General features: G+C 61.3%; 11 protein-coding genes. 3 read left to right on the forward strand and 8 right to left on the reverse strand.

Going from position 1 to position 12,805, the window contains the following annotated elements:
- The first annotated feature begins 16 nt into the window (after window positions 1-16).
- Window positions 17-517 (forward strand): M48 metallopeptidase family protein, encoded by a 501-nt coding sequence (locus NMB39_RS02125; RefSeq protein ID WP_032879017.1) that lies wholly within the window; start codon window positions 17-19, stop codon window positions 515-517.
- Between the two features lie 17 nt (window positions 518-534).
- Entirely contained in the window at window positions 535-831 is a 297-nt protein-coding gene (locus NMB39_RS02130) for a winged helix-turn-helix domain-containing protein (protein WP_057022878.1), read from the forward strand.
- Window positions 832-882: 51 nt separating this feature from the next.
- Here the strand turns inward: NMB39_RS02130 and NMB39_RS02135 are convergent, their stop codons facing one another.
- A complete protein-coding gene (locus NMB39_RS02135) occupies window positions 883-1,335 on the reverse strand; it encodes a GNAT family N-acetyltransferase (protein ID WP_057022879.1) in 453 nt (150 codons plus the stop codon).
- Between the two features lie 198 nt (window positions 1,336-1,533).
- Between NMB39_RS02135 and NMB39_RS02140 the strand changes: the two genes are divergently transcribed.
- On the forward strand, window positions 1,534-2,271 hold the full coding sequence (locus NMB39_RS02140; protein WP_057022880.1) for a substrate-binding periplasmic protein: 738 nt from the start codon (window positions 1,534-1,536) through the stop codon (window positions 2,269-2,271).
- A gap of 22 nt (window positions 2,272-2,293) precedes the next feature.
- Here NMB39_RS02140 and yccS read toward each other — a convergent pair whose 3' ends face one another.
- The 7 genes from yccS to NMB39_RS02175 all read right to left on the reverse strand — a co-directional run bounded on the left by yccS (window position 2,294) and on the right by NMB39_RS02175 (window position 12,783).
- Window positions 2,294-4,477 (reverse strand): YccS family putative transporter, encoded by a 2,184-nt coding sequence (gene yccS, locus NMB39_RS02145; protein ID WP_057022881.1) that lies wholly within the window; start codon window positions 4,475-4,477, stop codon window positions 2,294-2,296.
- 215 nt (window positions 4,478-4,692) lie between these two features.
- Complete coding sequence (locus NMB39_RS02150) at window positions 4,693-5,871, reverse strand: BaiN/RdsA family NAD(P)/FAD-dependent oxidoreductase (RefSeq protein ID WP_306956599.1); 1,179 nt, start codon at window positions 5,869-5,871, stop codon at window positions 4,693-4,695.
- Between the two features lie 159 nt (window positions 5,872-6,030).
- A complete protein-coding gene (gene dbpA, locus NMB39_RS02155) occupies window positions 6,031-7,368 on the reverse strand; it encodes an ATP-dependent RNA helicase DbpA (RefSeq protein ID WP_231501119.1) in 1,338 nt (445 codons plus the stop codon).
- 130 nt (window positions 7,369-7,498) lie between these two features.
- On the reverse strand, window positions 7,499-8,926 hold the full coding sequence (mdtD, locus tag NMB39_RS02160) for a multidrug transporter subunit MdtD (protein WP_057022883.1): 1,428 nt from the start codon (window positions 8,924-8,926) through the stop codon (window positions 7,499-7,501).
- 35 nt (window positions 8,927-8,961) lie between these two features.
- The gene (locus NMB39_RS02165; RefSeq protein WP_367235705.1) at window positions 8,962-9,852 is read right to left on the reverse strand and encodes an alpha/beta fold hydrolase; all 891 of its coding nucleotides are present in this window, start codon (window positions 9,850-9,852) and stop codon (window positions 8,962-8,964) included.
- A gap of 172 nt (window positions 9,853-10,024) precedes the next feature.
- Entirely contained in the window at window positions 10,025-11,341 is a 1,317-nt protein-coding gene (locus NMB39_RS02170; protein WP_367235706.1) for a TldD/PmbA family protein, read from the reverse strand.
- Window positions 11,341-12,783 carry a TldD/PmbA family protein gene (locus tag NMB39_RS02175; RefSeq protein WP_367235707.1) on the reverse strand — a complete coding sequence of 481 codons (1,443 nt, stop codon included), beginning with the start codon at window positions 12,781-12,783 and terminating at the stop codon, window positions 11,341-11,343. The genes NMB39_RS02170 and NMB39_RS02175 overlap by 1 nt, the downstream gene beginning before the upstream one ends.
- Window positions 12,784-12,805 lie beyond the last annotated feature (22 nt).

Here is a 12,805-nt window from a genome sequence, read left to right on the forward strand (position 1 = left end):
TTGCGTTGCAGACCCCATGACCGCGTTGAAATACCTCCAGGCCTATCCCGCTGCGCTCCAGGAGCAAGTGCGCCAGCTGATTGCCAAAGACCAGTTGGGCGCCTACCTGGAACAGCGTTACCCCGAACGCCACGCCGTGCAGAGCGACAAGGCCCTGTACGCCTATGCCCTGGCCTTGAAGCAGGAGCACCTGCGCAACGCACCCTCTATCGATAAAGTGCTGTTCGATAACCGGCTGGACCTGACTCATCGCGCCTTGGGTTTGCACACTACGATTTCGCGGGTGCAGGGCGGTAATCTCAAATCCAAGAAGGAGATTCGCATCGCTTCGCTGTTCAAGGAGGCGGCGCCGCAGTTTCTGCGCATGATCGTGGTGCACGAACTGGCCCACTTCAAGGAATCGGACCACAACAAGGCGTTCTACAAACTCTGCCAATACATGATGCCGGACTACCATCAAGTGGAGTTCGACCTGCGGGTCTACCTCACATGGCGAGACCTGCAAGGCAAACCCTGAGCACAAGGCGACTGACCATGGATGTGAGCAAGACCAAAAGCAGTTTCTACCGGCGCCTGTACGTGGCGTACCTGATCGACAGCCAGTTGGCCAGCAGCGTGCCGGCGCTCACCGAAGCCACTGGCATGCCTCGGCGTACGGCCCAGGACACGATTGCGGCGTTGGCGGACCTGGATATCGTCTGCGAGTTTGAGCAGCAAGAGGGAGCGCGCAACCACGCGGGGAATTATCGAATTCGTGATTGGGGCGCGATTGATCGGCGGTGGATCGAGGCCAATCTTGCGGCGATCAAGCAAGTGCTGGGTTATCCCTGAGGCAGGGGGGACTGGTCTGGCGCCATCGGGGGCTTGCCCCCGATGAGGCCCTCAAGCCCGCCGCATACCGATATGTGGAATATCGTCTTCCAGGTATTCCTCGCCCGCCACCACAAACCCATACCGCCCGTAATACCCCTGCAAATGCGCTTGGGCCGACAGGTAAACCGGCGTTTGCGGCCAGATATCCTCTACGCGCTTGAGCGCCTCATCCATCATCTGATGCCCCAGCCCGCTGCCCCGTGCCACCTTTGCTACGATAACGCGGCCGATCACCACATCGCCGCCCTGGGACTCCGGGTCGAGTAACCGCAGGTAGGCCACCAGCTCATCATCTTGCCAGGCCATGAGGTGGTGAGTGTCACCCGCCAGGTCCTGGCTATCTATGTCCTGGTAGACGCATTTTTGTTCGACGACGAAGACTTCGCTGCGCAGGCGCAGGATGGCGTACAGCTGTTCCTTGCCCAAGTCGTCGTGATGTTTGCAGACCCAATCAACCGTCATGATGTGCGCTCTTATAAAGACCTGCCAGGGATAGTAAGCGCGACGGGCGCTGCTGTCTAAAATCGGCCATTTTGTGAATGGCGTCAATTTGCCATCATTCTGTGCATGCGCCGCGGGCTTCTTTGTGTAATCTGCAATGCAAGCTCATTGATGAGCTACTGTTATCAGGCCATCGCCTGCCCGCCAAGGACTTTAAGCATGCCGCGATTGACTCGTGCCGTTGCTTTGATCGCAGTGCTGCTGCTGGCGCAACCGGCGCTGGCACAACGTTTGCGCCTGGTGGCGGATGGCTGGCCACCGTTTACTGATGCCACCTTGGTCAATGGCGGCTTGGCTACTGATATCGTCCGCACGGCCCTGGCCCGCGCCGGCTACGCCAGTGATTTTGAACAGGTGCCCTGGGCGCGCGCATTGAAGGGCGTGGGGGATGGGCGCTACGACGTGCTGATCAACGCCTGGTATAACGAGGACCGCACGCACCTGGGGCAGTTTTCCGGCGAGTACTTGCTTAACCGTGTGCGCTTTCTCAAGCGTAGCGACGATACCATCGAATATCACAGCCTGGACGCACTGCACGACGAGGCCATCGCGGTGGTGCGCGGTTATGCCTACTCGGCGGCATTCGATCAAGACAGCCAGTTGCAGAAAGTGCCGGTGCACAACTTCGCCATGGCCGTGCGCATGCTGGCGGCGCAGCGTGTGCGACTGACGCTGGAGGATGAATACGTAGCGCGCTATTACCTGGCGCGGGAGTCGCCGCGGGTGCGCGATGCCGTGGTGTTTGTGGGCAAGCCATTGAGTGAGAACAGCCTGCACATCCTGGTCAGCCTGAGGAACCCCGAGCATGCGCAGATCGTCGCTGGTTTCGATCGGGAGATTGCCAGGATGAAGGCGGATGGCAGTTATGCGCGGTTGATGAAGGCGCATGGGATGTAGCGTTCTTGCTCCCGATAGCGGCCTAAGCCGCGCTGGTATCTTTGATCAAATGCGCAGCCAACGTGCGCAACGGCCCCAATTGCCGACAGATCAACGCCAATTGCGTCTGCACCAGCCGCTGCCCTTCGTCGATTTCATCGGGCATTTGCTCCAGCTCTGCCGCCAACGCTTCCTCGGCATCACTCTGAATCGCAATCGGTTGTTTATTCGCCAGCCCACTGGCGATTTCATCGATGCTCAATGCCAGGGCGTGCCCGGCGCCGTCGATCAAATGCTCGCGCACATCGGCCGGCAGTTGGGTTTCGCGATGCGCACCCAGCCCTGACAAATAGCTGAGCAGGGTGTGGGACAGCACCAGGAAGCGAAAGCCCACATCGGCTTCCTTACGGAAGTGTCCCGGCTCCATCAGCATATTCGCCAGGGTGGTGGACAATGCGGCATCGGCGTTGTGAGCGTTGCGGCGGGCCAGGCGGTAGGCCAGGTCGTCGCGTTTGCCGGCGGCGTATTGCTGCATGATCTGGCGCAGGTAGATGCCGTTGCAGGTCAGGGTGTTGGCCAGCACTTTGTTCAGGCGCCGGCCTTGCCAGTCCGGCAGGAACAGGAATACCGCCAGCCCTGCGATCAGGCTGCCGAGCAAGGTATCGAACAGGCGCGGCAGGAACAGCCCGTAGCCATCGCCCACCTGGTTGAAGCAGAACAGCACCATCAGGGTGATCGCCGCCGTAGCCAGGGTGTAGCGCGTGGTGCGGTTGATAAAGAACACCAGGCCGGCGGCGATGGCGAACATTGATTGCACCACGGGGTTGGGAAACAGGTCGAACAGCGCCCAGGCCACGGTGAGGCCGATGGCGGTACCGATGATGCGCTGGCCGAGCTTGCGCCGCGTAGCACCGTAGCTGGGCTGGCAGACAAACAGGGTGGTGAGGATGATCCAATAACCCTGGGACGCGTGGATCGCATGCAGGGTGCCGTAGCCGATGGTCAGCGCCAATGACAGGCGCAAGGCGTGGCGAAACAGCAGTGAAGTCGGCGTCAATTGGGTGCGCAGGCGCGTCCACATTTCCTTGAGGTTGCGCGGGGCGCGGTCCAGCAGGTTGCTGTCGGTGGCGTCGGCCAGGGCATCGGGGTTGCTGGCATCGCCCAGCAAGCGGTCGAGGGTGGACAGGTTGGCCGCCAAGGCGCGCAACGAGCGCAACAGGCCACGCCAGGCCGGGTTGCTCTGGATGCGCAGGTGTTCCAGGGAGGCGTTGAGGTCGCCCAGGGCTTCGGCGAAGCTGTCGTCATAGATGAACGGCTGGCGCAGTTGGATCGACTCGGCCAGGGTCTGGCACGCCTTGCCTTGCTGGCGCAGCAGGCGCTGGCAGCGGAACAGCACATCGCTGTGGAAGAAGGCTTCGGTGAGGGCGTTGTAGGGGTAGTGGGAGGAACTGGCGCGCTCGTGGATGTCCTGGGCCAGGAAGTAGAGTTTCAGGTAGCGGCTGACCTTCGAGCCCGGCCGACCATTGCCGACGCGGTGCAGGATGATTTCCTTGGCCGCATTCAACGCCGCGACTACCCGGCCATTTTGCTGGGCCAGTTCGAGGCGGCGTGCTTCCACATCCAGCTGGCGTATCGGTTCGAATAAGGATGACTTGAGCTTGAGGTAACGCCCCAGCTCACGGAACAATCGCGCCAGGCTCTGCTGCACCGGCTGGTTGGAAAACAGTACCTGCCACAGCACCGACAGCACCCCGTACCAGGCGGCGCCGGCCACCAGCAGCAACGGCTCATGCCAGAAGTCGGTGACGGCGCCGCCGCGCTGGTCCACGCCGATCATGGTGTAGACCGACAGGATCAACGTGGCCGAGGCAATCGCGCCATAGCGTTCGCCCAAGGCGCCCAGCATGGTCAGGCAGAAGCTGGCCAGGGCCAGGGCGATGGCAAAGATCCACGGGTAGGGGAACAGCAGCTCCACCGACAGCGCAGCGATGCTGAAACACACCAGCGTCACCGCCAAGGCATTGAGGCGGCCTTGCCAACTGTCATCGGTCTCGGCCAGGGCGCTGGCGATAATCCCCAGGAACAGCGGGATCAGCAGCGTCATTTCATCCTGGTACCAACACAGCGCCATGCTGCCGGTGAGGGCGATGAACACCCGTACGCTGTAGCTGAATTTATCCAGCGCCCACAGGCGCCGCATGGACTGCTTGAACGAGGTCGATGACATGAAGTCTGGAGTCTTCCGGGACAGTGTCGCTAAATTGAGCTATCAAGGACGCCACGGCAAGGGTGGTGATCACATCCAACAGCAAATTTTTCAAGTTCACTACAAAACCAATGTGGGAGGGGGCTCGCTCCCGATGGCGGCGTGTCAGTCAGTACATCTGTTGCTGATACACGTCATCGGGAGCAAGCCCCCTCCCACATTTTTGCTGCGTTGTGTCAGACGTATTGTGCGGCTGCGTAACCAGATGCCCACGCCCACTGGAAGTTGAACCCTCCCAGGTGACCGGTCACATCCAGCACTTCACCGATAAAGTACAAGCCCGGGCTTTTCAGCGATTCCATGGTCTTGGACGACACTTCCCGCGTGTCTACCCCACCCAGCGTCACTTCGGCGGTGCGATAGCCCTCGGTGCCCGCCGGCACCAATTGCCAGCTACCAAGTTTTTGCGCGATGTCGGTAATTTCAGCGTGGGTGTACTGCTTCATCGGCTTGGACAAAAACCAGGTTTCGGCCAAAAGGTTGGCCATCTTCTTGGTGAAAATTTCACCCAGCAGGGTTTTCAACTCACTGTTAGGGCGTTCGACCTGTTGCTGCTGCAGCCAGGCATGGGCATCGTGGTCGGGCAACAGGTTGATTTCCACGGTGTCGCCGGATTCCCAATACGAGGAAATCTGCAAAATCGCCGGCCCGCTCAGGCCACGATGGGTAAAGAGGATGTTCTCGCGAAAACTCTGGTTGTTGCAGCTGACCAGGCAATCCACCGAAGTGCCGGACAGCTCGCCGCATAATTCCTTGAGCTGGTCGGTGATGGTGAACGGCACCAGCCCGGCGCGGGTCGGCAACAGTTCATGGCCGAATTGCCTGGCGACTTGATAGCCAAAACCGGTGGCGCCCAGCGTGGGGATCGACAAACCGCCAGTGGCAATCACCAGGGATTCGCAGCGCAGTTCGCCCAGGGTGGTCTGCAGCTGGTAGCCGCTGTCGAGCTTGGCAATCTCCTCAATCGAAGTCTCCAGGTGCAGGCTCACGCCGGTCTGGATGCACTCATCGAGCAGCATGCCGAGGATGTCGCTGGACTTGTTATCGCAGAACAGCTGGCCGAGTTTCTTCTCGTGGTAGGGCACGCCGTGCTTGGCGACCAGCGCGATAAAATCCCACTGGGTATAGCGCGCCAGGGCCGACTTGCAGAAGTGTGCATTGTGCGAAAGGAAGTTGGCCGGCTCGGTGTACATATTGGTGAAATTGCAGCGGCCACCACCGGACATCAGGATCTTCTTGCCGGCTTTGTTGGCGTGGTCGATCAGCATCACCTTGCGCCCGCGCCCGGCGGCGGTCAGTGCGCACATCAAGCCTGCGGCGCCGGCGCCAATGATCACAACTTCGGTCGAGCGCAAAACGGTGTCCTCATACAAATTCTGAATTGAAATACAGTCAAATGTGGGAGGGGGCTTGCTCCCGATGGCGGTGTGTCAGCCAGAAATATATCAACTGATACACCGCTATCGGGAGCAAGCCCCCTCCCACATTGGATCTCCAACAAGTCGGAGATGTTGTTACAAGATCCGCACGCGCAACGATCGGCCCTTGATCTTGCCATCATTCAAACGCTGCAACGCCTGCTTGGCGATCCCGCGTTCCACGGCCACGAATGCCTGGAAATCAAAGATTGCGATCTTGCCGACCTGGGCGCCCGGGATGCCGGCTTCACCGGTCAACGCGCCGAGGATGTCGCCTGGGCGGACCTTGTCTTTACGCCCGGCGGCGATGCACAGGGTGCTCATCTGCGGCAGCAGCGGGCCACCGCTTTGCGGTTTGAGGTTGTCCAGTTGGTCCCAGTTCAGCGGCGACTTCTGCAGTTGCTCGATGGCCTGGGCGCGGTGCGCTTCGGACGGCGCCACCAGGCTGATGGCGATACCGGTCTCACCGGCACGACCAGTGCGGCCGACGCGGTGGATGTGGATTTCCGAGTCGCGGGCCAGTTCGACGTTGATCACCATGTCCAGCGAGTCGATGTCCAGGCCTCGGGCGGCGACGTCTGTGGCGACCAGTACGGAGGTGCTGCGGTTGGCGAACATGGCCAGTACCTGGTCACGGTCGCGCTGTTCCAGGTCACCGTGCAGACCGACGGCGGAAATGCCTTTGGACGTCAGGTGATCCACGGTTTCCTGCACTTGCTGCTTGGTGAAGCAGAACGCAACGCAGGAAGCCGGGCGGAAGTGCGCCAGGACCTTGGTCACCGCATCCATGCGTTCTTCCGGGGAGATCTCGTAGAAGCGCTGCTCGATCTGGTCATCGGAGTGAAACGCTTCGGCCTTGACCTGTTGCGGCGCACGCATGAACTTGGACGCCAGTTGCTTGATGCTCACCGGGTAGGTGGCCGAGAACAGCAGGGTCTGGCGGCGGGGCGGGGTCTTGCTGATGATGTCTTCGATGGCGTCGTAGAAGCCCATGTCGAGCATGCGGTCGGCTTCGTCGAGGATCAGGGTGTTCAAGCCGTCCAGTACCAACGAACCTTTGCGCAGGTGCTGCTGGATACGGCCCGGGGTGCCGACGATCACATGGGCGCCATGCTCCAGGGAAGCAATCTGCGGGCCGAGGGACACACCGCCGCACAGGGTCAGCACCTTGATATTGTCTTCGGCACGGGCCAGGCGACGGATTTCCTTGGCGACCTGGTCGGCCAGCTCACGGGTCGGGCACATCACCAGTGCCTGGCAACCGAAGTAACGTGGGTTGATCGGGTTCAACAGGCCGATGCCGAAGGCGGCGGTCTTGCCGCTGCCGGTCTTGGCCTGGGCAATCAGGTCCAGCCCCTTGAGGATCACCGGCAAGCTTTGCGCCTGGATCTGCGTCATCTCGACATACCCCAGCGAGTCGAGGTTAGCCAGCATGGCGGCGGACAGGGGCAAAGTATTAAAAGCGGTGGCGATGGTAGTCACGGGACTGGCTCTGCAAAACAAAATGTCGCGCAGTGTACCAGCCCCGTGGGATTTTCCCTGCAAGTTCTCGACGAGAAGCCCGTCAGTGCTCGATATCGTGCTCGCGGCTGACCACCCGTTTGCCGTCTTTTGGCGACAGTTGCAGGAAGATCGCCGCCGCCAGCATCGCCATGATGCCCACGGTGAGGAAGGTCAGCTGGAAGGCGCCGAGCACGCTTTCCACCCCATCGTTGCCCGTCTCGGCGGTAAAGCCGCCGAGCAATGCACCGGCGCAGGCCACGCCCAGGCTCAGGGACAATTGCGCCACCACCGACAGCAAGCTGTTGCCACTGCTGGCCTGGGCGTCGTCGAGGTCGATCAAGGTCACGGTGTTCATTGCCGTGAATTGCAGGGAGTTGATCGCCCCCAGGACCGCCAGCATGGTCAACAGCAGCGGGTAGGGTGTGTGCTCGCTGACCAGGCCCATGCTCGCCAGCATGAGGCCCAGGGCCAAGGTGTTGCCGGTCAGCACGATGCGGTAGCCGAGGCGCTCGATCAGCGGCCTGGCCACGGACTTGGCAAACATCGCCGCCGCCGCCAGCGGCAGCATGCTCATCCCGGCTTCCGACGGCGAGTAGCCCAGCGCCACCTGCAATAGCAGCGGCACCAGGAACGGCAATGCGCCGCTGCCCAGCCGCGCAAACAGGTTGCCGAGAATGCCCACGGCAAAGGTGCGGGTCTTGAACAGTATCGGGGAGAACAACGGGCTATCGATATGCCCGGCGCGCAACCAGTACGCAGCCAGGCACGCCAGCCCGCCGAACAGCAGCAACATCACCCGCAGGTGTGGCAGGTGCAGTTCGCCCAGGCCCTCCATGGCGATGGTGATCAACACCATGGCTGCGCCGAACAGCAAGAAACCAAGGCCGTCGAAGCGTGTGCGCTCACTGCCGCGCAGGTCGGGGATGAACTTCCACACGGCGTAGCAGCCGATCATGCCCACCGGCAGGTTGATCAGGAAGATCCAGTGCCAGGTCAGGTACTGCACCATCCAGCCGCCCATGGTCGGGCCCAGCAACGGGCCGAGCAGGCCGGGGATGGTAATGAAACCCATGATCCGCACCAGCTCGGAACGCGGATAAGCCCGCAGTACCACCAAGCGCCCCACCGGCAGCATCAGAGCGCCGCCCAAGCCCTGGATCACCCGTGCCCCCACCAGCATGGTCAAACTGCTGGACAGAGCGCACAGCAACGAACCGATGCTGAACAGCATGATCGCGCCAAAGAAAATTTTCTTGGTGCCGAAGCGGTCGGCGATCCAGCCTGACGCCGGGATCAGCAGGGCGACGGTGAGCATGTAGGCGATCACTACCCCTTGCATGCGCAACGGGTTTTCTGCGAGGTCCCGAGCCATGGCAGGCAGCGCAGTGTTGAGAATCGTCCCATCCAGCGACTGCATGAAGAAGGCAATCGCTACCACCCAGGGTAGCCAGCGGGCGGTCTTGGCATCGAGAGGGGCGCGATTCGGCATGGAGACCCTTTGATTAGCAGGCTATGTGTTGGCGATTATGCGCTAACCCTCAAGTTTTTTCCCACTGGCGGTTCATCTAAGTCCGATAACGCCGCATGCTCGCCCACTAGAAAATCCAACAACGCGCGGTGCACGGCCAACGCCGCCTCGCGGGACTCCAGGTCCAGTAGATGGCCGGTGTGTGCGGCAACGGCGAAGCTGCTATGGCCCACATACCGTTTGAACAATCGGGCCTCCGTGGCCGGAGTGTATTCATCCAGGGCGCCGTTGAGAAAGAGCACTGGCGTTTCAATCTTGTGGAGTGCTGGCAAGTAGTTACCGTCGCCCAGGGCCAGCACCTGGTGGATATGAAAGCGTGCCTGGCGGTACTCAGTAGTGGCCATGCTCGACAGGTGCCGGTGGTTGTTGCGCTTGAGGCGGGGAGACAGGTATTTGCCGACCGTCTCGTTGAGCAGGTGGCCGACCGCAGACTTGTCATCGGCCTCAATGAGCACGCGCACGCGTTCTACATAGTCGAGCATGGCTTGGTTGAGGTTGGGCGCCAGGGCCATCACCACCGAGCTTTCGATGGAGGGCGGGTTGTGCGCCAGGGTCAGCAGCGTGGAGATGCCGCCCCACGAGGCCGACACCAGGTGGTTGACCTGGAAGCGTTCCACCAGGGCGCGCAGGATTTGTACTTCGTCATCCTTGGTGACCAGGTCGAGGTCGGTATTGTACTCGCGGGAGTAGCCGGAGAACGGCAGGTCGAACAGCAGCACGTTGAAATGCTCGGCCAGGCATTTGCTGGTACGGGCAAAGGAGCGGGTGGTGGACAACGCGCCATTGACCATCAGCACGGTTTTCTTTTCCGGATTGTTTCCCAACTGCTCAACATGAACGTTGTAGTGCTTGACCAGCTTTTCAATGACAAAACTTCCATGGTTCATGTCAACGCTCCAGCTTGCCCGTTCCCAGGCAAAGTCGTGCTCTCGTGGGTGAGGTGGCGGGGGGCCACCAACCGTTATATCGAGGTTTTTTCCCGGCGACAACACACGAGCGTACAGGGCACATACAGTCCAATGTGGGAGCGAGCAAGCCCGTTCCCGCAGGGGCTGGTTATTACAAGGTCAGCGTCAGGCATTTTACCAAGGCGCCAGGCAGAAGGCTGGAGGCCGTATTGCGCTGGCTGTAGGTACTGGCCGACAGCAGCAGTTCCCGATCAGCGGTCAGCGCTTCCAATTGCGAACCGAGCAACTGGAAGACGCTGTCATCAAAACGCATGGTACTGACCGGCGCCTTGATCTTGCCGTCTTCCACCCAGAACGTGGCGAAGCGCGTCATGCCGGTCAGGCGTGCCGCCGGCAGATCGGAATAGTTCAGGTACCACAGGTTGCTGATATACAGGCCGGTGCCCAACTGCTTGAGGATATCGGCTTGGGCCAGGCTGCCTGGTGCCATCTGCAGGGCACTGGGCGATTCGTCGCCGCTGGCGCCGTTGGCGCTCAAGCCGTATTCGGCGGCGCTGCGCGAATTCACCAGTTGGCTTCGCGCCTTGCCGGCGCAGATCAGGGTAACGTCCTCGCGCGGGTAGCCTTCGGTGGAAAACGCCTGGCTCAGGGAGCCGCTGATCTGCTCATCGATCGTCACCAGCGGGCTCAGCGACTGCTCAGCGGCATACAGGCGCTGCAATGAACTGCTCTTGCTGGCGATGGCCTGGGCGGAAAACCCTCCCCAGGTGATGATGCTGATGATTTCTTCCAGCGCTGCCGGGGCGAGGTAGGCACGGTACTGGCCGGGCGCCAGGTTGTGCAGCGGGCGACCGAGAAACGCCAGCTGCTCGCGCGCTTGCTGCAAGCGGGCGGTGAATTCTGCGCTGTTCCAGGTGTGCCCGGCGTAGCTGGCTTTTACCGCTTCACCATTGGCGTGGAACAGGCTGAAATCGAAGTTGAAGCTATTGGCCCGATGCCAGCCGAATGCACCCTCGGAGCTGGCGAACCCACGGCTGATGGGCCCGGCTGCGTAGAAGCCGACCAGGTCTACGCCTTCGGCAGCCAGGCTGATGTCTTGCAGCACTTGCGCCATGTCCGGCAGCGGTCGCAGTTGTTCGTTGTGGCTTTGCCAGGCGTTGTGGTTGAGCAGCAGGTACGGATCCTGGGGCAGCAGCGGCAGGGTTTGGCGTAGCTGTTCCAGGCCATCGGCGAGGCGCTGGCGGTCCAGTTCCGGCTCGCCGGACAAGGTGATGCCAAGGTCCGCATGGCGACCATCGTCGATCAGCTTGAGGTTCAGGCTGGCCTGTTGCACCTGTCCGGCCTGGCGTACCTTGGCGTGATTGAAGCGCACGAATTCGGACGACTCATCCGCGTAGCCGAGGTGAAATTGTTCCTTGTCGGTGATGGCTTGCTTGAGCCACTCCACCAATGCCTTGAAGTCATCCATCAGGCATCTCCCCCAAATACGTCGACGTTACTGAACACGCAGGCCGGCGATGCATGGCCAACGCGGATCACCTGGTTGGGCTCGCCTTTGCCACAGTTCGGCGTGCCCAATACCTTGAAAGTGCTGGCATCGCCGACGGCGCTGAGCTTGCGCCAGAATTGTGCGGAAATCGCCCGGTAGTTGGGGTTCTTCACCACGCCCTTGAGTTCGCCGTTTTCGATCAACTGGCCCCACTCGCAGCCGAACTGGAACTTGTTGCGCGCATCGTCGATGGACCACGAACGGTTGGTCGACATGAGGATGCCGTGTTCGATGCCGCCCACCAGTCGCGCGAGGCTTTTATCGCCTGCCTCGATATTCAGGTTAGCCATGCGGTCGATGGGTGGGCGGTTCCAGCCGCAGGCGCGGCTGTTGGCGACGCCTGGCAGGTTGGCGCGAAATTGCGACAACGCACCGCCCAAGGGCTTGAGCAGCAGGCCGTCGCGGATCAGGAATTGCTTGCTGGCGCGGCTGCCGTCGTCGTCGTGGCTGTAGCTGGCCAGTTGTTCGGGGATGTCCGGGTCGAAGGTCACGTTGAGCAAAGGTGAGCCGTATTGCAGATGGCCGAAGTCGCTGGCCTTCACAAAGCTGGTGCCGGCGTAATTGCGCTCGTCCCCGAGGATACGGTCCAGTTCCAGCGGGTGGCCGATGGATTCGTGGATCTGCAGGATCATCTGGTCGGGCATCAACAGCAGGTCACGTGGGCCGTGGGGCGTGTTCGGTGCGAGCAGCAATTGCAGGGCTTCGTCGGCCACCTGGCTGGCAGCGCCGACCAGGCCAAAGCGCTGGATCACGCCGGCACTGCCTTGCTGGCCGAAGTTGGTACCGCCCAGGGTTCGGGTCTGGCTGTCGTTGCCGTCGAAGGCGGTGACGCTCAGGCCGGGAAAGACGAAACGCTGGGCCTGGCGCAATTGCGCGCCGGCGCTGTTGAGATAAATCTGTTCAACCCGGGTGGTGCCCAGGCTGACTTCCCAGGTCACCAGGCGCTCATCCTTGGGCACGGCGGCAGACTCATCGCCAAGTAGTTGGTAGCAATCGCTCAGGGACGGGAAGGGCTGCTCAAGGTCGGGAGACAGGTAGTCGCCGACATCACTGGAAACTGGCTGCTGGCGCAGATCGAGCAGGGCGTGGGGCTGGATCAGCCGGGCTTGCTGTTCGGCGCGTTCAAGGGCCGCTTGCAGGCCGGCCAGGGAAATGTCGTTGGTCGCGGCGTAGGCTTCCACGCCATTGAGACGCACGGTAAGCATGGCGCCTTCGTCGTGACCCAGGTGTGGCGGCTCGGCGACGTTCTTGCGCACCGACAGGTACTGGCCGGATTCGCGCACGTAACGCAACGAGAAGAACTCAGCACCGGTGCGCAGGGCGCTGAAGTGCTGTTTGAGTGTGGTGTGGTGTTCGAACATGGGGCCTTCCTTGTGGGCGGCT

The sequence above is a fragment of the Pseudomonas sp. FBCC-B545 genome (genome assembly GCF_059134095.1).

Excerpts from the sequence above, each read along its gene's own strand:
- NMB39_RS02175 (WP_367235707.1), bottom strand. The coding sequence starts at position 12,783 with ATGTTCGAACACCACACCACACTCAAACAGCACTTCAGCGCCCTGCGC.
- dbpA (WP_231501119.1), bottom strand. The coding sequence starts at position 7,368 with ATGCTGGCTAACCTCGACTCGCTGGGGTATGTCGAGATGACGCAGATC.
- mdtD (WP_057022883.1), bottom strand. The coding sequence starts at position 8,926 with ATGCCGAATCGCGCCCCTCTCGATGCCAAGACCGCCCGCTGGCTACCC.
- NMB39_RS02130 (WP_057022878.1), top strand. The coding sequence starts at position 535 with ATGGATGTGAGCAAGACCAAAAGCAGTTTCTACCGGCGCCTGTACGTG.
- yccS (WP_057022881.1), bottom strand. The coding sequence starts at position 4,477 with ATGTCATCGACCTCGTTCAAGCAGTCCATGCGGCGCCTGTGGGCGCTG.
- NMB39_RS02165 (WP_367235705.1), bottom strand. The coding sequence starts at position 9,852 with ATGAACCATGGAAGTTTTGTCATTGAAAAGCTGGTCAAGCACTACAAC.
- NMB39_RS02125 (WP_032879017.1), top strand. The coding sequence starts at position 17 with ATGACCGCGTTGAAATACCTCCAGGCCTATCCCGCTGCGCTCCAGGAG.
- NMB39_RS02140 (WP_057022880.1), top strand. The coding sequence starts at position 1,534 with ATGCCGCGATTGACTCGTGCCGTTGCTTTGATCGCAGTGCTGCTGCTG.
- NMB39_RS02170 (WP_367235706.1), bottom strand. The coding sequence starts at position 11,341 with ATGGATGACTTCAAGGCATTGGTGGAGTGGCTCAAGCAAGCCATCACC.
- NMB39_RS02135 (WP_057022879.1), bottom strand. The coding sequence starts at position 1,335 with ATGACGGTTGATTGGGTCTGCAAACATCACGACGACTTGGGCAAGGAA.